The 23641-nt window shown below is 40.1% G+C and carries 19 protein-coding genes and 1 pseudogene; 5 read left to right on the forward strand and 15 right to left on the reverse strand.

The window, feature by feature from the left end:
* Positions 1 to 121 precede the first annotated feature (121 nt).
* On the reverse strand, positions 122 to 679 hold the full coding sequence (orn, locus tag NI469_RS13045; protein ID WP_044109923.1) for an oligoribonuclease: 558 nt from the start codon (positions 677 to 679) through the stop codon (positions 122 to 124).
* Between the two features lie 125 nt (positions 680 to 804).
* Here orn and rsgA point away from each other — a divergent pair, with 125 nt between their 5' ends.
* The 4 genes from rsgA (at position 805) to secB (ending at position 3137) form a co-directional block, all read left to right on the forward strand.
* Entirely contained in the window at positions 805 to 1863 is a 1059-nt protein-coding gene (rsgA, locus tag NI469_RS13050; protein ID WP_004278384.1) for a ribosome small subunit-dependent GTPase A, read from the forward strand.
* Between the two features lie 93 nt (positions 1864 to 1956).
* On the forward strand, positions 1957 to 2364 hold the full coding sequence (locus NI469_RS13055) for a rhodanese-like domain-containing protein (RefSeq protein ID WP_004647440.1): 408 nt from the start codon (positions 1957 to 1959) through the stop codon (positions 2362 to 2364).
* Between the two features lie 21 nt (positions 2365 to 2385).
* Positions 2386 to 2640, forward strand: a complete 255-nt coding sequence (gene grxC, locus NI469_RS13060) for a glutaredoxin 3 (RefSeq protein WP_004278388.1) — start codon at positions 2386 to 2388, stop codon at positions 2638 to 2640.
* A 38-nt stretch (positions 2641 to 2678) separates the two neighbouring features.
* Positions 2679 to 3137: a protein-export chaperone SecB gene (secB, locus tag NI469_RS13065; protein ID WP_004647439.1), complete on the forward strand. Its 459-nt coding sequence runs from the start codon at positions 2679 to 2681 to the stop codon at positions 3135 to 3137.
* A gap of 175 nt (positions 3138 to 3312) precedes the next feature.
* Here the strand turns inward: secB and NI469_RS13070 are convergent, their stop codons facing one another.
* From NI469_RS13070 to NI469_RS13125, 12 genes and pseudogenes are all read right to left on the reverse strand, one after another.
* Positions 3313 to 4119, reverse strand: a complete 807-nt coding sequence (locus tag NI469_RS13070) for an enoyl-ACP reductase FabI (protein WP_180181437.1) — start codon at positions 4117 to 4119, stop codon at positions 3313 to 3315.
* Between the two features lie 127 nt (positions 4120 to 4246).
* Positions 4247 to 5068 carry a TatD family hydrolase gene (locus tag NI469_RS13075; protein ID WP_253147062.1) on the reverse strand — a complete coding sequence of 274 codons (822 nt, stop codon included), beginning with the start codon at positions 5066 to 5068 and terminating at the stop codon, positions 4247 to 4249.
* On the reverse strand, positions 5065 to 6027 hold the full coding sequence (locus NI469_RS13080) for an RsiV family protein (protein WP_253147064.1): 963 nt from the start codon (positions 6025 to 6027) through the stop codon (positions 5065 to 5067). Before NI469_RS13080 ends, NI469_RS13075 begins: the two co-directional genes overlap by 4 nt.
* Positions 6028 to 6071: 44 nt before the next feature.
* A complete protein-coding gene (locus NI469_RS13085; RefSeq protein WP_253147065.1) occupies positions 6072 to 6899 on the reverse strand; it encodes a hypothetical protein in 828 nt (275 codons plus the stop codon).
* 111 nt (positions 6900 to 7010) lie between these two features.
* Complete coding sequence (locus tag NI469_RS13090) at positions 7011 to 8600, reverse strand: peptide chain release factor 3 (RefSeq protein ID WP_253175417.1); 1590 nt, start codon at positions 8598 to 8600, stop codon at positions 7011 to 7013.
* A 160-nt stretch (positions 8601 to 8760) separates the two neighbouring features.
* Entirely contained in the window at positions 8761 to 10188 is a 1428-nt protein-coding gene (locus NI469_RS13095; protein WP_222111935.1) for a 5-methylcytosine restriction system specificity protein McrC, read from the reverse strand.
* Between the two features lies 1 nt (position 10189).
* Positions 10190 to 11833, reverse strand: coding sequence for an McrB family protein (locus NI469_RS13100; RefSeq protein WP_253175418.1), 1644 nt, complete (start codon positions 11831 to 11833; stop codon positions 10190 to 10192).
* A 164-nt stretch (positions 11834 to 11997) separates the two neighbouring features.
* Positions 11998 to 12705, reverse strand: a complete 708-nt coding sequence (locus tag NI469_RS13105) for a M48 family metallopeptidase (RefSeq protein WP_222112442.1) — start codon at positions 12703 to 12705, stop codon at positions 11998 to 12000.
* Between the two features lie 2 nt (positions 12706 to 12707).
* On the reverse strand, positions 12708 to 15968 hold the full coding sequence (locus NI469_RS13110) for a type I restriction endonuclease subunit R (protein WP_222111934.1): 3261 nt from the start codon (positions 15966 to 15968) through the stop codon (positions 12708 to 12710).
* Complete coding sequence (locus tag NI469_RS13115; RefSeq protein WP_222111933.1) at positions 15961 to 17244, reverse strand: restriction endonuclease subunit S; 1284 nt, start codon at positions 17242 to 17244, stop codon at positions 15961 to 15963. Before NI469_RS13115 ends, NI469_RS13110 begins: the two co-directional genes overlap by 8 nt.
* Positions 17237 to 19972: a type I restriction-modification system subunit M gene (locus NI469_RS13120; RefSeq protein ID WP_222111932.1), complete on the reverse strand. Its 2736-nt coding sequence runs from the start codon at positions 19970 to 19972 to the stop codon at positions 17237 to 17239. Before NI469_RS13120 ends, NI469_RS13115 begins: the two co-directional genes overlap by 8 nt.
* 297 nt (positions 19973 to 20269) lie before the next feature.
* Positions 20270 to 20764, reverse strand: a pseudogene (locus NI469_RS13125) (recombination directionality factor); the annotation flags it as partial.
* Between the two features lie 156 nt (positions 20765 to 20920).
* On the opposite strand from NI469_RS13125, the gene NI469_RS13130 reads away from it, so the two are divergent.
* Positions 20921 to 21700 carry a TorF family putative porin gene (locus tag NI469_RS13130; protein WP_005252864.1) on the forward strand — a complete coding sequence of 260 codons (780 nt, stop codon included), beginning with the start codon at positions 20921 to 20923 and terminating at the stop codon, positions 21698 to 21700.
* Positions 21701 to 21745: 45 nt separating this feature from the next.
* Here the strand turns inward: NI469_RS13130 and NI469_RS15935 are convergent, their stop codons facing one another.
* Positions 21746 to 21961, reverse strand: coding sequence for a hypothetical protein (locus tag NI469_RS15935; protein ID WP_004692350.1), 216 nt, complete (start codon positions 21959 to 21961; stop codon positions 21746 to 21748).
* Between the two features lie 10 nt (positions 21962 to 21971).
* Complete coding sequence (locus NI469_RS13135) at positions 21972 to 23387, reverse strand: glutamine synthetase family protein (RefSeq protein ID WP_004281629.1); 1416 nt, start codon at positions 23385 to 23387, stop codon at positions 21972 to 21974.
* Positions 23388 to 23641: the final 254 nt, after the last annotated feature.

The raw sequence follows: 23641 nt of genomic DNA on the forward strand, positions 1-23641 counted from the left end.
AAAAGCTTTATTTTCACCCGATAAAATACCCATAAAACAAGAGGAAGCTCAAATGAGCTTCCTCTTGTGAAAAATTGTGGGACAGCAATGAGGCTTGCGCCTCTTTTCAATTCATCGGAATTTAGTCTTTATTCATGATAAAGAAATATTGACGATAATATTTCAGTTCTGCAATCGAATCGCGAATATCATCCATCGCCAGATGCGAGGCATTTTTCTTGAGACCGCTCATGATTTCCGGGCGCCAGCGTTTGGCTAGTTCTTTCACTGAAGAGACATCCAGATTACGGTAATGGAAATACTGTTCCAGTTCAGGCATCAAACGGTGCAGGAAGCGACGATCCTGACAGATCGAGTTACCACACATCGGTGAAGATTTTGGATTGACCCATTTTTTCAGGAATTCAAGGGTTTGCTGCTCGGCATCCTGAGCGGTCAGTTTACTGCGACGCACACGCTCAATCAGACCGGACTGACCATGCTGGCGAGTGTTCCACTCATCCATAGCATTTAGCAGACGTGCAGGCTGATGTACCGCAAGCACAGGACCTTCAGCCAAAATATTCAAATTGTCATCGGTTACAATTGTTGCAATTTCAATAATTTGATCATTGTCTGTGTCTAGACCTGTCATTTCAAGGTCAATCCAAATCAGGCGGGTATCAGCGGTGCTGCTCATAAATGTGCAATCTTATTGGGTTTAAAAACAACTATAGTAGCAAATTAATTACATCTTGGGTGTCATTCGGGGGCTGCTTCATGCTATTTTTGCCATCTGATTTACCCGGTTTTTTTAGGATATGAATGGCCTTAATACGTAAGCGTCGTCTGACAGAGCAACAACAGCGCCGCATTCAGAAACAACAGAAAACACGTCAAGAAGATCTCGATACCTCCAGTGATCTTGAAGGTTTAGTGGTGCAACATTATGGCCGCCAACTTGAAGTGCAAGCTTTGTCTCGCCCTGACATTCACCCTGAAAAACCTGTGGTCGCCGATGGTGAGCCTGAACCTTTCTGGAAAGAGATTGAACTGGACAGCGTCTGGCGCTGTCATACTCGAACCAATCTGGATTTATTGGTCACGGGTGACCGGGTCAAATGGCAAGCCGATCCGAATACCGGTTTAGGAATTATCACCGCGATTCATCCCCGAAAATCCTTATTGACACGCCCCGACCGCTATCACAAGGTTAAACCGGTAGCGGCCAACATTTCACTGATTGTGATCGTGTTTGCACCATTGCCTGAGCCAGCGCCGGGCCTGATCGACCGTTATCTGGTGGCCTGTGCCGATGCCGATATTCCTGCATTGCTGGTGATGAATAAAGCCGATTTGTTAAAAGAAAACGATCCGATTCTGACTCTGCTGCAAGAATATCAAGATCTCGGTTATGAAGTGATGCAGACCCAATCCGATGGCGACCTGACTGCACTGTCTAATCGTCTGGAAAATGAAACGGTGGCTTTCGTCGGTCAATCTGGTGTGGGTAAAAGCACGCTGATTAATGCGATCGTGCCGGATGCCGCACAGAAAACCAATATTATTTCGGAAAACTCGGCACTCGGTCAACACACCACGACGTCAACGCGCTTGATCGGTTTTGGTGAAGGTGCGGCCCTGATTGACTCTCCGGGAATTCGTGAATTTGGCCTGTGGCATCTGACTTTAGATAAGGTACAAAGCGGCTTTCCTGAAATTGAAAATCTGCTCGGCCATTGTCAGTTCCGTAACTGTACCCATAAGCATGAAAAACAATGTGCTTTGCGTCAGGCTGCGGCCGAAGGTGAAATTTTGCCGCGCCGACTGGACAGCTATTTACGTTTAATCGACGAAATCACTGAAGCACAGCAAAAAAATTAATTTTCTTAACCCTTGGCCCTTGAAGCGGTGATTTTGATCACCATATTTATGAGCTATACTCTTGGCAATTTTAAAATTGTAATTAGGTGAATTGTGGAACGTTGGTTCGAGTTTATGGGGAATCACCCCTTCTTATTTGGAACACTCGCGGTATTAGTGGTTTTGTTCTTCATTATCGAAGGTCAACGTAACGGTCGCAAAATTTCTCCGCAATCGCTGGGAATTTTAGTCAAAGCAAAAAATGCCATGCTGGTTGATCTACGTGATGCCAAAGACTTCCGTGAAGGTCATATCAGCGGCAGCCGTAATATTCCATATAGCCAGATTACAAAACATGTTGAAGAGCTGAAAGCATCTGATCGCCCTTTGGTGTTCATTTGTAACCTTGGACAGGTGGCTGGTACTGCATTACAGCAGGTTGGTCATGCCGATGCCTACCGTCTTGATGGCGGCGTCAGCAACTGGAAAGCTCAAGGTTTACCTTTGGTGAAAAGCAAATAATCCACGAACAGGAGATTGATCATGGCTGAAGTTACTATTTACTCGACGACAGTGTGTCCTTATTGCGTGCGTGCAAAACAGCTACTGGAACGTAAGGGTGTGGCATATAAAGAGATTAACTTGTCTCAAGAAGCGCCTGAAGTACGTCTTGAATTGATGCAGCGTACCAATCACCGTACCGTGCCACAAATTTTTATTAATGATCAGTTCATCGGTGGTTTTGACCAACTTTATGCTTTAGAGCGTGAAGGCAAACTTGATGAATTGCTGGCTTAACCTTACTAAAATTATCACTTCATATTAAGGATCAAAAAATGAGTGAAGAACAACAAGCTCAACCACAATTGGCATTAGAGCGTATTTATACCAAAGATATTTCTTTTGAAGTTCCTGGGGCGCAAGTTTTTACCAAGCAATGGCAACCTGAGTTAAACATCAATCTTTCTTCTTCTGCAGAAAAAATTGATGAAACTCATTTTGAAGTAGCTTTGAAAGTCGTGGTTCAAGCGACCAACGAAGGTGATACCGCGTTTATCGTTGATGTAACTCAAGCCGGTATTTTCCTGGTCGATGGCGTTGAAGAAGAGCGTCTTCCATACATCCTTGGTGCTTATTGTCCGAACATCCTGTTCCCGTTCCTACGTGAAGCAGTAAACGATATGGTGACTAAAGGTAGCTTCCCACAATTACTATTGACTCCAATCAACTTCGATGCTGAATTTGAAGCCAATATGCAACGTGCGCAAGCCGCTGCTGTAGATGGTCAAGCTTAATCGCTGTCCTTCAAATCAAAAAAAGACCGCTTATGCGGTCTTTTTTATTGCCTTGAGTGGCCTCCCCCTTTATCAAAGGGGGAATGAGGGGGATTTTAATCATTTCCTCACTCAGAGGAAGAAGTCATTCCCCTCTCTCTAACTCTCTCCCTGAGGGAGAGAGGACTTATAAGATTTATTCTGCATCCGCCATTAAATCAGCGCTCATACCAACAGTGTTAAAGCCGGCATCAACATACAGGATTTCACCGGTAATCCCGTTGGCCCATGGCGAGCACAGGAATAATGCGGCATTACCGACATCTTCAATTGTCACATTACGTTTTAAAGGTGCAACTTTCTCATTCAGGTCCAGCATTTTACGGAATGATTTAATACCTGAAGCTGCCAAGGTACGGATTGGACCCGCAGAGATCGCATTCACACGAATCCCTTCCTGACCTAGGCTAGACGCCAAATAACGTACCCCTGCTTCTAAAGAGGCTTTGGCCATACCCATCACGTTATAGTTTGGCATTACACGCTCAGAACCTTGATAGGTCAGCGTCAGTAAACAGCCTTGACGAACTTGCAGCAAAGGTTTTGCCGCACGTGCCATTGCGATAAAGCTATAGGCACTGATGTCATGCGCAATATTAAAACCTTCACGATCCGTGATTTCGGTGAAGTCACCATCCAGCGTATGTGCCGGTGCAAAACCGATAGAATGCACTACGCCGTCCAGACCATCCCAGTGTTTGGCCAGTTCAGCAAATGCATAGTCAATTTCAGCATCTACTGCCACATCACAAGGAAAAACCAGTTTCGAACCAAACTGTTCAGCAAAGTCATCTACCCGCTTTTTCAGCTTTTCATTTGGATAAGTAAAAGCCAATTCAGCACCTTCACGATGCAATGCTTGAGCAATACCAAAAGCAATCGATAATTTACTCGCAATGCCCGCGATCAAGAAGCGCTTACCCGCCAAAAGTCCTTGTGCCATGTGAATCTCACCTAAAAAAATGTATATGGCATGATGCCAAGTCTGGAGCATTTTAGAAATTGCATAATGCACCTTTTTTTCTATTTATGATGAACTGGGAATTTAAGACCGAGTTAAGAGCGTTAACTTAAATGGCCAGATGCAGGGCCTGATAAGTATTTTGCCAGAGCTGCTGTGCCAATTCTTCTTTGTGCATATGCAGACTCTTTGCCAGCCCTTGCAACACATAAGGTAAATTGGCAGGTGTATTTCGGGTACGCTGCTCGGTCGAGCGTTGACAACAAAGTGGCGTCATATCCGGACAGTCGGTTTCCAGCACCAGATGTTCTGGTCCGACATACTGCACCACTTGATGCAGTTTTTTGGCATTTGGATTGGTAATTTGCCCCGTGATACCCAGTTTGAATCCCAGTTTGATAAAGGCTTTGGCCTCTTCGATACCGCCACCAAAGGCATGCGCGATGCCGCCCTGTTTAAATTGCTGCTGTTTTAAAATCTGCAAAACCTCAGCATGCGATTTGCGGATATGCAGCAAAACCGGCTTATCGAATTGATGTGCCAATTCAAGCTGTGCAGCAAAAAAATCTTTTTGCTTTTGAAAAATTTCCGCTCGTTTATGCTGTTTTAAAAAGGTATCCAGACCGATTTCACCAATGGCAATACAGTGCTCATTTTTAAGCAGTTGCTCCAGCTCCTGTAAATGATCAGTCTGATGCTGTTCAATATAAAATGGATGCAAGCCCGGTGCTAAATGACTTTGCGGTGCATTTTCCAGGTCATTGATAAAGTCATGAGTTCGTAACAGATCAGCAAAACGGTTTTGCAAAAAACCAATTAAAACCAGATGCTCGACACCTACCGCTTTGGCCGCATACGCCAACTGTTCCCGATCAGAATCAAAATCGGGAACATCAAAATGGGTATGTGTATCAAACAGTCTTAAGGTCATTTGGCTTTTTCAGCAGGTGCTGGCTGTGCCTCAGAGGCAACTTTTTCAGTTTGAGGCAGATATTCGGATTTCAGTACACCTTGTAACTGTTCATAAGGAATCATCAGACGTGGCAAGCCAACCACATATGGCCCAATTTCATATTCGTCATATTGCAAGACCAGACCTTGTTGGGCCAGATAAAAATTATCAGTGAGTTTGAACTTCCAGGCCTGTTCATATTCCGCCACATCTTTAGCCAGCTTGGATTCTACCACCCAGTTTTTAAACGCATCATAAGCGCGTGCTTCCAGTTGGGCTTTCTGTTTGGCCGCAATAATGTCATTCAGCTTGACCAGTTTTTTCTGCTCCAGATCAAAATTATAATAAGTCTGTGCAGATGCGCCGTGTGCTCCTCCCAAATAGTAACTGCTGTTTAGAACTACGGTCGCCAATGGATCTCCTGAATTCAGAATCTTGGGCTTAATCATCAGACTGATGCTATGACTGGCGCTCAGGGCTTTAAGCTCCTTATCCAGATTTAAAAAAGTCTGCATATAGGGCTGGGTTTGCTGCTCAAGCTGCTGTTTCGGTGTGGTCACTGTGGCCAAAGCCGCTTTGGGTTCAGAGGCAGCCGCTTCTGCTTCGCTGGCAGCGCTCACTTTTGCCGGTTCAATCGCATCAACAGACAGGATATTTTTCAACTGTTGCAGAATCTGCTGGTCGATCCATTCATCAATAAAGCTCTGATTACTGTTCAGACGTTCAATCGAAATTTCCGGACAGCTTTTGTCTTCACATTCTGGCATCGCCAGCTTGAGCTTTTCAGTATCGCCGCTGAGTTTAAGTGCTTCAGCTTCGGCTTGTACCGCCTCGGAAGCACTTGAGTCTTCCGGCTCATTACTCTTCGGCTGGCAGGCACTCAGCAAGATTGCTGATGCCAGGATGGATAGACAAAAGATATTCTTGTATTTTGGCATTCATTCACCTTTTTGGAACCTGTAATCTCGCAGGATCATGAGCTTTAAAACATATGCTGATAGATATCAGCTTTCAAGACCTGTTGTGTTTGTTGTTTTGTTAAATAGATATCCAGTTGTTTGGCGTCTTTGCTAATTTCATGGCTGCGAAAATGCAGTCCAATGCCTTCCTGATCAAAGAACCAGTCAGCCTGTCCCCAATACAGTTTTTTCGGTGCTTTCTGCTGAACTTGCTGATCATTTTCTTTGAGCCATGTCTCATAGGCTTGCTGAATAATCTGATCCATCAGCAATTGCTGTTTAGAATCGACGATATCCAGTGGGGTCAGCATTTTCTGCTGGCGACGATCAGCCACAAAAAAATAATAGCGCTCATGCACGCTGACATTTTCCTGTTTGGTATCGACCCCGATCTGCATCAATACATATTGATTGCGTTGGTAAGGAATACGGGTATAGAGCGATAATCCATAAGCTTTGTTCAAATTGAGCTGCGCCTGCCAGGCATCCGATTTTTTTACATAGGCATTGATGGCCTGCTGTAAATTCATGTCCTGTTTCAAACCGATTTGATCCTGGATCACTTTGGCCTGCTGCTTTTCAATCCACTGGTTCATCCATGGATCAACCGTATGCAAGGTCTGAATATCCAGATTAATACAGTTTTTATTTTCACAAAATGGCAAGGCAATTTTGGCCGGCTGCTCTTGAATATTCAGATAAGGTAAAACATCTGCGGTCTGCTGAGCTGCGGTGATTTTCTCATTTTGCGGAGTATTAACAGGCTCTTTTTCACTTTTATCACAGCCACTCATCAGGACAAGACTTAAACCAATCACAGAACCGAGGACGACTTCCTTGCTGAGCTTCATTCTCTTTGCTATATCTATCGAGTTATTAATTGCTTAAATGTAGCATAAAATAAAACAGCTTCCGGAGAAGCTGTTTGATATTTTTAAACTTTAGCTGCGAAGCCTGAAAGTTTAGTGTTCACGCGTATTGTGGAACACGATGTCTGGATAACGTTCTTGCATGAGCTGCAAATTCACTCGGCTTGGCGCAAGATAAGTTAAATGACCACCGCCATCCACGGACAACTGGTCATGGGCTTTTTTCTTGAATTCGTTGAATTTCTTCTCGTCATCGCAAGACACCCAACGTACTGTGTTGATGCTGACCGGTTCGTAAACACAATCAACTTTGTATTCTTCTTTCAGACGGTAAGCCACCACTTCAAACTGTAGCACACCCACAGCACCCACGATCAGGTCGTTGTTATTCTGCGGCATGAATACCTGGGTTGCCCCTTCTTCAGAAAGTTCTTTCAGACCTTTTTGCAGCTGCTTGGATTTTAGCGGATCTTTCAAGCGGACACGACGGAACATTTCAGGCGCAAAGTGTGGGATGCCGGTAAACTGAAGTTTCTCACCCGAGGTAAATGTATCACCAATCTGGATGGTGCCATGGTTATGCAGACCAATAATATCACCCGGCCAAGCTTCTTCCAGATGCTGACGATCACCGGCCAAGAAAGTTAAGGCATCGCTGATGCGCACATCTTTATCCAAACGTACATGCTTCATCTTCAAGCCTTTTTCATACTTGCCTGAACAGATCCGCATGAAGGCAATACGGTCACGGTGTTTCGGATCCATATTGGCCTGAATCTTGAAGACAAAACCGGTAAAGCCTTCTTCATCCGCTTCTACCACACGATCTTGGGTCGGATGGGCTTTAGGAGATGGTGCATATTGACTGAAGGCATCCAGAACATGGTCGACACCAAAGTTACCCAAGGCTGTACCGAACAACACAGGCGTTTGACGACCGGCCAGGAATTCTTCACGGTCTAAAGGCTCATTGGCCATTTGTACCAGTTCCAGCGATTCTTCAAATGCCGCCCAAGCCAACTCACCGACTTTCTCGCGAAGATCAGGATAGTCATAACCATCACGCACTTCGATCTTAGTAATGACTGAACCGAAACCGGCTTTATACACGTAGAATTTTTCTTCGATTAAATTAAATACACCGGCAAAATCACGGCCAGTACCGAGCGGCCAGGTGATCGGAACACATTTAATTTTCAGAACGTTTTCGATTTCATCCAGAAGCTCAAGCGGTTCACGGATTTCACGGTCCATTTTGTTGACGAATGAGATGATCGGGGTATCGCGCATACGACACACTTCCATCAATTTAATGGTTCGGTCTTCGACACCTTTTGCACCATCAATCACCATCAGCGCCGAGTCTACCGCGGTTAGGGTACGGTAGGTATCTTCCGAGAAGTCTTCATGTCCCGGGGTGTCCAGAAGATTGATCATCTTGTCTTTAAAAGGGAATTGCATTACCGAGGTCGTAATCGAGATACCACGCTCTTTTTCCATTTCCATCCAGTCCGATGTTGCGGCCCGGTCAGATTTACGGCTTTTTACCATCCCGGCAACCTGAATGGCCTGACCCCATAACAGCAATTTTTCTGTCATGGTGGTTTTACCGGCATCGGGGTGGGAAATAATAGCAAAAGTTCTGCGAGCCGCTACTTCTCTAGCCAATTGATCTTTAAACATAGGAAAAATCTTCAATATGTACACAGTTTTGTACACACTTATAAATGTGTATCAAGCCAGTGAAGTGATAACTTAAAATTGGCGCAATTGTAGCAGATTTAAACTCGCTATATTCAAGTCTTGTCTATTGAAGAATCTAGATCCTGTTACTGAAAGTAAGTTAAACCATTTCTATAATTTTTTCTTTTAAGCGTGTACAAAAATCTAAACACTCATTCCTCATCGACAGATTAAATTCTAAATCACATTCAGTAATTTTAAAGAATACAACATGAAAAGGAATATCCACGCCATGTTGTTTTATAATAGTAGAAATTACTCCATTAGTACTGTCTAAATTAAGTGATGCCCATCTTTTCTCTGATATTGGATATATAAAGCCACATCCTTTGATTTTCGCCTCATTAGCGTATTGACCTATGTAAGTATGCAGCTGAAATAGATCTTCACGACCTACACCAAATCTACTATCGAAATTTTTATATTTAACATCAAATATACAAAGACCTTCAGCACTTTCTAGCACAAGATCTGGCTCAATTTTCCGCCTATATCCATTATTGACCCCTGCTGATATTTGATGATTTTGCGCATATTTACTACGCAGAATTATTCCAGCTCTTTTTATTAACTTACGAATGAAATATTCAAAAAGCATAGATACATCAAATAGAAATGAGCTTGATGCTTCATGTGAACTGAAGTCAGAACTTTTTTGGTTTATGATTTTCTTAGACAAATCGATAAGAAGGTTGTAATCATTATAAAATGGGTTCGTGAAATATTGCGTTCGCAAAATCTCCTTCCTTGTCCTTTTTACTCCCTTGTTAGCAATAAGAAATGCGTTATAGATATTTCTCGTATGCTGACAAAATGAGTAATGTTCTATCATTTCGTAAGTAGCAAGGAAAAGTGAAGCTGCTGGGTTTTCGTAGCTATGCTCTCTATAACTGCATAAGTTTTTCCCTAATGTCTTATTATTAAAATAATCAACAACATCTATCTTCCCACGCACTCGCCCTAACTTCTCATTCTTTGTTATATACGTTTTAGGAAGTCCTAAGCGATATGCCCGCTTAAATTTAATATTCCAAAGATATGCGAGGAGCCATTCATAACCATCCCCATTAATTTGTCCACCCAAATTCTCTAACTCAAGAAAACCGTCAGCATCAGCAATAATAAACCTTAAAAAATTATCTCCGAATCGGGAACTAATCTTCAGTGAATATTTCCCCTGTTTTATAAAGCCAATAAGATTTCCTGTGGTAAGAGTAAAATTAGCTACATTAACACCGCTAACTCTTAATAAAGTATCATCCGTATTGTGCTCATATTCACTGTCATTAAATAGAACCAATGTATCAGCACTACGCGTCATTAAGACATCATTAATGTCTGTAGATACCCTGTTAATAAACGCCCACACTGCCTGGTCATCATTGTGAGGATAGTACCTTTGTCCATTCGTCCTTTTATTTAATTTAATTGGTACATCTAGTCTTCGGTTGTGCAAGATTCCATCTTGAACTGTATAAGTTTGATTATCGACTAGAGTTCCATTTTTAATAACATCAAAGAGCCACACATTAGACCCCAAAAGATTTGCTAAAGGATCTAATCACCTCTGCTTCTTCACCTGTACCACGTAAATATTCTTGCAATAACGGTCTGATACTATCCTCCCAAATCGAAGCTTTTAACTCAGTTAAACTTAAACTTTTCGGGTATTTCAAATTCATCAAATAAGCATGCCCAATCTGATACTCGTGACCGAGCAAAGCTTGTTTTTCTATCTTTTCATTAAGCTTCTCAAGACTAGTGGCTAGTTCAATCCATTTAGCACAATGCTCTGAAAGATAGAATTTCAACAAGCTTATATCTGGACTCACTTCTTGCCAAGAGAACCTGCGACGAAGAGCAAAGTCAAAACTTTCCACACTTCTATCAATAGTATTCATTGTGCCAATTAAATATATATTGGTAGGAATGAAAAATTGATAAGTCTGGCCTAATTCCAGCATCCCTGTTTTATTCGTATTCAGGTTAGCATATTGTGTTTTAACGCATCCCCTAACACCACGATATTCCAAGCAGTACATTAACTCGCCAAAAACACGTGACAATTCAGCACGATTAATTTCATCAATAATAAAAAAGAATGGGGGGATAGCATCAGAAACTAACTTATTTTGATCTTCTATTTCAAAGATGTAATCCCAATGTAAGCCACTGAGTTGCTCTTTATAGGGAACTAAATCAATGATCTTAATCTGGTCCCATTCTTTCTCAAGATGCAAATTAAATACTTCGACTTCCCATTTTGCTGCACGCAAACAAAACTCTTTAAAAATCCCATTCTGTAATGTTAATTGGGCTTGATCGTTCTTATCCAAAATAGGACGCAATCCTTCAATAAAATCTTCATAGCTGAAAGATGGATGGAATTGCACTAACTCAATCTGACCCTGATGAGTAAAATCAGCATTAGGAGCAAACTCTTCTTTCCAAATATCAAATAAAAGCGAAGTTTGCTGACGAGCTTGAAAAGTCTTACCTGTACCAGGAGCACCGTATTTGATAATTTGTTTTTTTAAACTAAATGGATTTGATAAGTTCTCATAAAGCTCCCAGACAAACTGACTTAAATAAAACTCATCGGTTTCTTGATTCTGGATCTCTTCACTAAATACCTTTTTCAAAACTCCCATCAAAAATTGATTTTTTGAATACCAATCTTGAGCTTCACTATCAGGGTAAATAGGAATAATTTTTTCACGCATTAACCAGTTGAAAACTTGATTAAATTTACCTGAGTCCACCGTTGTAGAAACTTCAAGTGTGCATGCCGCAACAACTCGATTTATGAGTACTGGATTATTCGATTTACCTTGGTCAGACCAAGTCTTTTTAAAAACTTGATAAGTTTCAAAATTAGGATTAACAATCAAGCTTTCTAGATCTGATAAAAATTGTCTGTTTTTTATAAAATCTATGAAGTTTTGATTACTCAACACTGATTGCCCACGAGAAGCAATTCCATTATCTAAGTTATAAAGAAGCTCACGTAAAAAACTCTCATCATGATTTGATAAGCCCTCTCCACTTTTTATTCTTTCACGGATTTTCTCAACCTTACTATAAAAATTTTTATATGCTTTATTCCATCCTTGAACCTCATGCTTCCTATTTTCAATTAAAAGCTTATAAAGATTTTTTAATCTGATCGACATCTTTTATCCTGTACTCTAAATATTTTTATTTCAAACCTAACATATTCATTATATAAAAAAATATAGCTACTCATGATTGAATAACTATATTTTTAAACCGTATATTTATAAGAGCATGCTATAGGATTGGACTGCCACCACTCTCACATCAAGTCCCTTATTCACTATAAATCCAAACTCGCTCCATTCTTCCTAAGCCATTCTTTACGTTCAAGATAATCGGGAAGAATTTTATCCACTTCATTCCAAAATGCGTCTGAGTGATTCTTATAATGAATATGGCATAACTCATGAACAATAATATAATCAATTATTTTTAGTGGTGCCATCATACACTTCCAATGAAACGACAAATCATTATTTTTATTGCAGGTCGCCCACCTATACCCCATATCTTTTACCTTTACTCCCCCAGGCACAATACCTATTTTAGCAGCAAAATATTTCACACGTTCATTGATACGAAGTAACCCTTTATCTGAATAATAGGCTTCAAATGCTTTTTTGGCAGCATTCATGCCACCATCCTCAATTAACTTCCGACTCAAGCAAAATCGACCTTCTTTTAACTTTAGATCGCAGTCCTGCTCTGCAACCAAAGATAAACGGTAAGCACGTCCTAAATACAAGAATGTCTCACCATTCACCCATTCACGAACAACAGCAGTAGTATTTAAATCCCGCCATTCAGCAAGGTTACGATAGATCCACATTCGCTTACTTTCAACCACAGCATCAACTTGTTCAGGTGTATATCCCATAGGTGGATGCACCACAATTGAACCATTACGCTCAATTACGATATCCGTTGTACTGCGATTTGTTCCTTGCAATAAATGATAGTCAATATCTCTGACTCGTCTAGCATTCATCATCATTTACCTTTATGGATACCATTAATCAAAGTATCGTGGCGGTTTTTGGCGAGTTTCATAATTTCTATAGCAACACGCTCACGGTTATTTTTCAACTCACTAATGCCTGTTAAAGTTAAAGCTGTTTTTATCTCACTACGCGTCTGCTTTTGTTTATTCTGATTTTTCCAAAAATCAATACTTCCAATGCTGTCCTGTAATGTTTCAACAATGGCTTCCATTAGAACTTTCATTTTTGCTTTTGCATCAGTTGGCACCTCACCATTTGGAAAGGCTTCATTAGCTATATGCTCATAAAACGTTGTAGCCTCTTTACTCATGCCATCTTCAGCTACTTTACGTCCTTGCAATGTTTCAGTACGTATCTTTTCAAGTTCTTCAGCAAGCTTTTCCCATTGATTTTGGTGTAGCTCGATTAGGCTCTCTACTTTTGCAGATAAACTTTTATAAAAAGCTGGATCTTCATCATGGTGTACCGTGCAATGTTTACGTATTGCATGCTCCATTTCACTAGCTTTAGCTTGAGCATTACCTGCAGCGTGTTTGTTCAATTTTTCAATAAAATCTTCCGCAAGTAACTCTATAGGCGCGACAGTCGGATTAATCCCTAAACTGATCAAATGATCATTGATGAGGTCTTTCACTTTTTCACCTGCATCACCTAAACTTAGGCTAGTATCTTTATATCGCTCTTTAGTGACACTCAAAATATAACCAAAGCGTTTAGCAGGGATTCGGTAAGGTTGTGCAACAACATTCGGTAATATGATATCCATACTTTTTAAGAATTTCTTCAAATACACATCAAAGTCCGCACGTATTTTTTCATCTTGTAATAGTGTGACCGCCTCGTGAACAATAGCTGCTTCAGCCTCGATTGTAGTCAGTTTACCTTCTACAAAATCTTTAATCTTTTGGACTTTGTGATTCGTAAAGAGTTGCAACAAACGTTGATAACGCTCCTCTAATACTGGCATCTCTGATGCAATACTCTTTAAGCCTTGTGCTAACTCCTGTTTTTCATCGGTAGCAGCATATAGTGTTAAGGCATCCGTTAAGTTTTCTGTTAAACCTATATAGTCAACAATATAACCACGATTTTTACCTTTTTTCACACGGTTAGTTCGAGCTATCGCTTGCAATAAAGTATGTTCACGAATCTTTTTATCAATGTACATAACTTGCTCAATCGGAGCATCAAAGCCCGTCAGCAACATATCGCAGACAATTAAAAAAGCGATGCCTGTATAAGGCTTATCTAGGTCATCCCATGCGAATGATTTACAGAAGTTTCCGACAGCATTCCATGCTTTAGCTTGTTTACGAGCTTCAGTAACATAGGCAGCTTCATTGGTTCCATCACCAGAAATCACCACTGCCGCTTTAAGAAAGCTAATTTTTTTGATTTGTTCAAGATTTGGTTCAGGATCAGACTTGAGTGCCCGTATCCTTTCCTCCAATTCTGCAGTAATAGCAGCTTGATAGCGCACTGCTGCAAGTTTGGAGTGGCATACCACCTGTGCCTTAAAGCCATTTGGCAAGATCTGTTCGATATAGTGTGAGACCATATCTTTTGCAATCGCCTTAATGCGCTGTTCAGCTTCTAGAATATCACCTGTTGCACCGTACTTCTTTTTGATGGCTAATAACTCTTCTTCACTACGCTCTTTAAACAAGTTTTCAAATTGGGTTTCAAATCCATCATTATTATTGAGTGCTGAATTCGCTGTTCGCCCTTCATACAAGATTTGAAGTGTCGCGCCATCATTCACAGCATCCATCAGTCGATATTTGTCTATGTATCCACCGAAACGCTTATACGTCTTCTTTTCGCCATGGCGCTCAGCTATGAGTGGCGTTCCTGTAAAAGCAATACGGGCAGCATTAGGGAAAGCCTCAAAGATATTATCACCGAGATCAGAACCTTGAGTTCGGTGAGCCTCATCAATCATTAAGATGATACGTGAAGAAGCATTTACAACACCAAAAGTATCGCTAGCAGGTAAAGCTTGATAAGTCCCTAGAGCAGCGGCTATGTTTAATGGCAAACTCTGATCGCGTAACTGAAACTTATGCACCATGACCATATTAATATCAGAGCTATCAGTTGCTAATGTTTGTCGTAAATCGGCAGAGCTGTCGATCGTATGAACTCGACCACCGATCAATTTTGCCGTTTCAGCAAGTTGGTCTTCAAGGTCAATACGATCGTTAATCAGCAATATTTTATAATCATTTAAATCTTTAGATGCACGTAACATACGTGCAACAAAAACCATCGTTAAACTTTTTCCTGAGCCCTGTGTGTGCCAAACAACACCACTTTTATCTTCTACAGTTTGCCCAGTACGTAATCGTTCTATAATTTTATTCGCAGCTCTAAACTGTTGGTAACGACAAACGACTTTAATTCTAGACCCACTATCAGTGTCCATAAAGATAGTTGAAGTCCGCAATATATTCAGCAAGTTGGCTTTATTCAGCATCCCATTAATGAGTTGCTCTTGCTGATTCATATCTACAGCAGTAGCCTCATCATTTGGCCATTGGGTTTTCCAAGGAAAGAAATGTTCAATTCCTGAAGTGATTGTTCCATAGTCTGCTTCAAGACCACAGCTACGAATTAACATCATAGAGGTATGAAAGAGCTTTGATTCACCCTCTTTAAGTCCTTGTTGATGCGTTGCTTTACGCTTATTCATGTAGCGTTGCAGTTGCTCAAAAGCCTCTGACATCGGATTAGCACAATTAGGGCCACCCTTCTTACACTCAACCACGATGAGTGGAATACCATTCACAAACAAAACAATATCAGGAATGATAAATTGCTTAACGTTCCCAGGCGTATCAATGCGGAATTGGTTAATTGCGTGAAAGGTATTATTTTCGGGATTTGCAAAGTCAATAAGTTTAACGACGGGATCTTGCTCACCCGTGATGTTATTGATATCAACCTGCGCTTTAAACAGAAGTTTTTGAATCGCTTCGTTTGCTTCCAACAAAGTACGCTTGGGTTGACGTGCAATTTGTTCTTGCAGATCTTGTAATTGTTTAGTCGTCAGCCACTCTTGTCCATCTGGTGTGGTATTTATCTTTGAGACAGCAACATTAAACACATCCGGCAATAAAAGTTGACGAAAGTTTTGACGAAAGCTTTTACTTGGATCATGTGGTATGTCTTCACCTTGGTCAATCACCATCCAATTTAGAGTAGCCAATTGTTGTAAAAATGGCTGTTCAACTTCGGTATATTCAGACATTCGCTACCTCAGCTTCATCAATTTTCACAGGAACCTCACCTGTGAGCAAATCCTTCATTAAGCCAGTCTTTTGTTGTTTAAATTTAACTAACCGTGACTCTTCAATTTCAATCAATCGTTTCTGCTTATTTATTGAACGCATCATCATTTCCTGTTCAGAAGGAGATGGAACTGCGATTTTTAGTGATCTAAAATCTTTAAGTGTTACTTTAGGTCTAGTTACACCTGCAGTTATTGCGGCAACTTGTCTTTTAGTACGATCAAAATTTAGTGTGGAACTTAGCCAATCTGCTCGCACCTTTGAAGTGTTAGGCGTCATTCTAATTATATCCGCAGTAATAACCCCCATAGGCATAGAGTCAGGGTAGACACTCGAGATACATGGAGGCAAACCCATCTTTGTGACCAAAATATCTCCAGCATTTACCCTATGAGCATATAAACTTTGAGCTTTGTTCGTAGTTATAAAAACATTACTAATCCAATTAAACCTATCTTCCTTAACATCACGCACAAATATAATAGGCACCCCTTCTGTACGGTAGTCTGTCATTACTAAATCACTTCCAAAAGGACCAATTACTGTTGAACCTCGACTTTCATGTGCTAAATCTAATATTGAATTAATCTCCCATTCTTTCGGAATCCAACCAATAGGTGTTTCCTTATATAGCTCTGGGGCTTGTGCTCTGGTCGGTCGAAGGCGGCCATCTACAGTCATACCACGTGTAAATAAGTCATGTATTAAACCCGCTTTCATTTTCTGCTGTTTTTGTATGAGTACTTCTGTTTGTTCAATAGCTTGATCAATAGTCTGGAGAATTTTCTCCATTTTTGCGGAAATTAATAAATTTTGAGGAACTTCAATCATTAAATTTTTAACATAATCTTTCCTCAAATGTTTTAATCCACTTCCTTCAAATGCTGCGTAATCAATTTTATGTAATTGTTGTTGTATTTTCCTAAAAAGAAACTCTGTTGTTATTGTTTGGCCATCAGCTCTGAAAGCCCATGTATCTGTTGAATAGGCAAACTTACCTTTGCCCAAATTAACAGATGCTATCCCCCCCGTACCCATAACAACAGCAGGCATATCTTGTAAATATACATCTGTTCTTTTCACATCAGCACTTGAACAAATAAAAGGATACTTTCCATTATCAACAGAAGCAGAGGCAGGTAATTTTGACTTAGGTAATTCAAAAATATGATCACCTATCTTGATTTCCTTTAGATATTGAGCATGTTCTTGTAGTATTTCATTATAACTACGCATCGTAACCCAACTCCCGCAAAAAATCCTGTAACTGGTTAAAAGCTACATCACGCTTTTCTTCAATCATCTTAGCCGTCACAGCATACTTATCCCACAAATTCTCAATCGCTTTAGTACAAGTTCGTTGATCTGCACATAAATATGCAAAATATGTGCTCATCAACACACGACGTAAACGCTCAACAATCACTGCTCTCGCTTCATCCTTACTGATCTTCGCACGCGCACTTTCAACCAATTCATCACGCTTATCTTCGATCGCCTTAATCGCTGATTTAAGCTCTTTCACCTCATCTTCTAATACTTTATGACGCTCTAAACTTTGAGTAATAGCTTGAGACTGCTCTAAAGCTAGTTTTCCTTGAGTCATTGCTTCCACAAGTGAAGCTGTAAACTCAGACTGATAATTAACACGTGATGCTAGCTCTATAATCCGATTGCCATTTTCAAACTCAGGATCTTGTTGCGTGAAACCTTCAGTACAATAAAAAGCTTTTACTGTGCCTTTGGGTAATAAGTTCGCAACTTTAAGTTCGGTAAATATATTAGTTGCCAAACCTTTAGCCGCCTTAATATGTGCTTTCCAATCTGCTGTTACAGCTTTAAGTTCCTCTTTTTTGTTTTTAACATCTTCACTTGGCAAGATGCCTGTATCTTCAGTATCTTCAAAATCTTCTTTATCCACTGCCGCAAAGAGTGCTTGTAGCTCAGCCAAACGGGCTTGTGTTTGTGCCAACTCATCCAACAACTCAGGAAACTGACTTTTTAAGATATCTTGATCTGGAATTAACTCAGCTCCCCAACCACTCGCAGCAATTGATTTAAAATCTGCTTTTAGGATATCCACATAGTTAGCAAATGCACCACGCACTTGTGAGGGAGTTAGGAGCTTCTGTTCTGCGAATTCCTCAGCAATACTTGAAAGTAAAGTACTACGCATTAAATACACATTCCCCGAACACTCATGCTGATTTTCTGGATCAGGAGCCAATGCTTCAACAATCGGTAAATTAGCCTGCCACCAAGCTTCGAGTTGTTGCATAAATTGTTCTTGACATGTTGTGACAGCTTGATGAGTTGCTACAAAATCAGCAATATCCTGTTTATTACTAATCACTGGAGCGATATCAACATACAACTCATCTCGTTCTACGAAACAATCTTCACGTAATTGCGGATAATTTAGCCAGAAATGAGCAAGACTATCTACTTCTACAATCGGTACACCACCATGTAAATGTGCACGTACATCTTGTGGTTCTGATGGCGGTGCGTTATCTACATAACGACGGATATTGCAATTATATTCTTCAGCGACTATTTCCGACTTATGAACGTTACGTGCATAAGATGGAATATCCTTACCTGAACGATAAGCATGTATGATTTTGTCAACGTCTTCAGGACGTAAATGATTCTGTGCTTTACCTTCACGGTATTCGCGGTCAGCATTAATAAACAAAACATGATCGCGTGTTGCCGCACCTTGTTTATTCATCACTAAAATACATGCAGGAATACCAGTGCCATAAAACAGATTACTTGGTAACCCAATAACTGCTTCAAGATAACCTTGCTCAATAAAGTATTTACGTGCTTCTTTTTCTTCACCACCACGGAACAATACACCGTGTGGCATCACTGATGCCAAACGACCATCATGATTCAGTACCGCTAACATATGTTGCACAAACATTAAATCTGCTTTTTTACCTTTTTCTGGCATCCACACAGGAAAACGGCTTGCGAATTTAATGTCTCTTTTACTGTAATTCTGACTAAACGGAGGATTAGCTAATACTCTATCAAAGCGTTTAAGCTCATTATCTTCACCCAAATGTTGAGGGTCTTTAAGTGTATCTTCCTGACGAATATCAGCATGGGAAATGCCATGTAAAAGCATATTCATTTTACAAATCGACCATGTTGTGCCGATTTTCTCTTGGCCATTTAGCGAGATTTCATCAACATTCTCACCATGTTCACGCAAATAGTCTCGGGTTTGAATGAGCATACCACCCGAACCTACTGTGGGATCATAAACACTCATTCCCTCTCTAGGATCACAAATTTCCACACAGACTCGTACGACTTCCGCAGGCGTATAAAACTCCCCTGCTTTTTTACCCGCAGAATCAGCAAAGTATTTAATGAGCCATTCATATGCTGCGCCAAGTAAATCAGGAAATTCGAAATCTTCATCTTTTAGTGGAATAGACTCAAAGCTCAATACAAAGTCAGCAAGCGTATCGTCATCAAGCGTACGAGTACCAATTTTACGGTTAAAGTTGATCCCTTTTAGAACGTCTTGCAAAGCATCTGGATTCGCATCTTCAATTGCTTCTAATGCCTTATTTAGTGTCGTACCTACATTCTCTTTAACGTGTTTAAGTGCTGGATGATGAATCGTGTTCGTGACGCCATCCTTAACAACTACTTCTGTCCAGCCTTGATTCCATCGTGCACGCTCTGGGACAAAAAAGTATTTGCCTGAATAGTTATCAGGATCATTCAATTCAATTTGAATATCTTCTTCTGTCATACCTTGAGCTTGGTATTTTTTCTTTAACTCTGCTTGACGCTGATCAAATAAATCACTGGCACGTTTTAAAAACAACATGCCAAAAATGTATTCTTTATATTCACTGGCATCCATACTGCCACGCAAACCATCACAGGCTTTCATGAGTAAGCTTTCTAAACGTGATAAGGTCAGTTTATAGGTCATAGAGATTCCAAGTTTTCTAGCTGTTAGGGGACTGATGCTCAGTACTTGAATATCAAAAATAGACTTAAGATATTCGTAATTTCACCCACCAATTTCGCACAAAGTTTACAGGATCAACTCTTATATCGCACCATCCAATATGCTGTAAATTACAGCCAACAGCATTATTCCTATTTCAGGCAAAATCGACCCGAAAATGATTGGTTAGGTGCCTTGATCCAAGATAGATTAAGACCATTACCTAGAAAAAAAGAAGAGTAAAACCCTTCCTTTTTTAATTTGACTAGCTATTTGTATTTAACCAAGTGCTTTAACGCTTTGTCGTAAACCTTGTTTAATCGAGATCACCTCATCACTTCTGTCTAGTTGCGATGAATCATTAACTGAATCGCTCTCACCATTATAAAATTCCTCCACCACCTCCAATCCCCCCTCTATATCCGTTTCAAACCGTGCATTGGCAAAACCCTTCCTTGCGGTAAAGTCTAAAGCTTCCTGATAAAACCCCGCCTGCTTGCTCTGTTCATCAATTTGCTTCGCCTGAATAATCGCCTCATTCAAGCTAATCCCATCTCTTAAAGTCAGATCCACGTAATACACCGGTTGACGATAGCTTTGTGTGGTGCTTTTCCCTCTTAAAGTGAGTTGCAATGGTAAGCAAGACAGCAAACTATTTAATGCCATATGGTAATAACTCAGCCGTGCAGCCAAAGTCCGAATACTGTTAAAGCCTGTAGTTCTAAAAACAAAGGGGTCAAATTCATCTAGCTTATTAAAGTTCATATGCAAACGTCTTTTAGACAATATGAATACTGATTTTTATTACTTTAAAAAATATTCATCTTAAATTTTATACTTATTTTACGCAAAATTTACGATAATTTTATTATATATCAATAAATTAAACCATAACATACATTACTTCAATGACTACTAATTTAAAGTGTTATGAAAAAATTATACCATCTACTTTTTAGCCTTATACCGCTCTATTCAAGTTATGCTTTTGCTACTGGAGATGAAAGCTCTCCCGCTTTAAGCTTTTCAGGTAATGTATCATTGGCCAGCGACTACCGCTGGCGCGGCCAAACGCAAACCCAGAATGATCCGGCCTTGCAGGGAAACTTTGTTTTAAGCCATGCTTCAGGATTTTATCTTGCTGCATTTGCATCGAATGTTGATTTTGATGACGAAGTAAATTTAGAACTGGATCCCCAGATCGGCTATACAACGCCAATCGCGCTAGGTTCAATCCATCCTGCAGTTGATCTTGGCATGCTGCGCTACAATTACATCGGCAACAGCGATTTAAATTATAATGAATACTATTTCAAAATGATCTTTAATGCGTTGCTGCATCAGAACGATAGCTTTACACCAAGCATAAGCTATACCTATAACTATGGCGGCAAAGCTGCCAGTGACAGTATAGGTAAAGATATCTCAAATTGGTATTTTAATGTCTTATATGCTACACCGATTGCTCAAACTAATTTTGGCACAAATGTTAGCTTAGGTTATTCCAAAGCAAATCAGGACATCTATGGTTCTGAAGCAAAAGACCATTTTTTTGATTGGAAAATTGGTGCAACTTACCGCTATAAGCCAATGGGAATAAATGCAGAATTAGCAGCGGTTGGTAGTAATTTAAAAACCAAAGACTTTACAAGTCAAAATAAAAAAGGGGTAAAAACTGAAGCAGTATTCACCCTGACTAAATCTTTTTAAAAGTTAAATGCCAATAGTATCAGCAATACTATTGGCATAATTATTTTACTTGAGTGATTTCAATATATGATCTATCTCACTTCGATTAAAACCTCTTTCTTTAAAAATAGTATGAATTATTTTTTTCATACTTTTTGACGCATACTGGTATTTCTTTACTAAAATGTCAGAATCAATTTCCTGTAAACTATACTTCAAATATAATTCTTCATTGAGCTTCTGATTTCTAGCATCATCTTCATTATTTATCGTGTTATACATTTTTAAGCAGTTAAATATCCCAATGTTGTTCGATCAAAGTAATTTGGCTGTACATATACTGATGCTCAGCACGTTTAACTGCACACCATAATTCCATAAATCTTTTGCCGAGATATTTTTGCAAAACAGTATTCCGGTGAAAAAATGTTAAAGCATCCAGCTGATTCGTACTTAAAAAGTGCGGCTGATGTTTATTTTTTATCTGAGTGGCTTGCTGTGGAATTTCCAGATTCTGTGTCAACCCATGCAGTGTGCCGATCAAAATCAGGGCTGCAGTTAAATAAGGATTGCAATCCGCACCTGCAACACGATATTCCAAGCGTTGATTTTCATTGTCCGAACATGGTATGCGAATGGCCACATTGCGGTTATTCACGCCCCAATTAGCTTCTAAGGGCACATGGTTTCCAGCTTTAAACCGGCGGAATGAGTTTACATTCGGGGCAAGCACGGCCATGGACGGCGGCAGCAAGACTATCAGCCCGCTGATCGCCTTTAATAATTGCCGTGACGGTAAAGGATTCTGCTTCATGCTGAAAATATTCTGCTGGTCTTGATTTAACAAACTCATGTGAAAGTGCATGCCGCTGCCCGCTTTATTCAGATCAGGCTTAGCCAAAAAGCTTGCATGTAACCCATGTTCTACAGCGACTTGCTTAATGGTGCGCTTTAGCATCATGATCTGATCGCATAGCTTCAAAATATCACCGCTATGCTGAATATTAATTTCGTATTGTCCGGAAGATGATTCCGAGACTAAGCCTGTAATCTGAATCCCCTGCAAAAGGGCAATCCGTTCAATTTCATCCAGAACGTCTTGATATTTATCTTGCGCATTCACATCAAAACATTGATTTAAATAAATCTGATTGGAGCCAGATTTTTCATTGCTGTCAAATAAATAAAACTCCAATTCTGCGGCCATGCAAGGATAAAAGTTTTGATCATGCAGCGCTCTTAAACTTTTTTTTAAAATATTGCGCGGTTCAACTTCGCAATCTTGATGATTGTCATCTTTCATGGTTAGGAATAACTGTGCATTGGACTCTGGATTTAAAGCGCAGGGCTGCAGGCTTCCCAATATAGGTTTACATAAATAATCCGGCTCACCGATCGATTTTCCTAAACCCGATTCTTCAATCACTTCTCCATCAAGACTCATGGCATAAATAGACATTGGGAAATAACAGCCTTGTGCAATATTTTTTAGACCGACAATATCTATGCGCTTGCCGCGGACATGACCATTCAGATCGTGCAGGCAAATCTCAACATGACGGGTATTGGGATAGCGCTGCAGATAGTTTTCGATTTCTTCTGAAAATAGAATATCTTCAATATCGCAGCATTGACGCGCAGATGGCATGGATTCAGGGACCGCTTCTTCGTCAGCTATATTATGTCTAGCCATGAGTAAATTACTCATTATTTTGTCCTGTTAAATATTAACAATGATCAAAATAAAACAAGTTCTACCGAATGTAACGTAAATAAACCGTAAAAAAGCACCCAACTAATATGATTATTTTTTAAACTATTAAAACCACGAAAAAGCTAATTTAAAATAAGTTAAAACATAAAAATAACAATAGATCTCTTTCATAAATCAAAAAACGATCTTCTTTTTGGTTAATATTTGCACTCCGGATTTCTTAGCATTCGTGCATAATCTGCGGATGA

This window comes from Acinetobacter lwoffii (assembly GCF_024129735.1).
In the GTDB taxonomy this organism is placed as follows: Bacteria; Pseudomonadota; Gammaproteobacteria; order Pseudomonadales; family Moraxellaceae; genus Acinetobacter; species Acinetobacter lwoffii_H.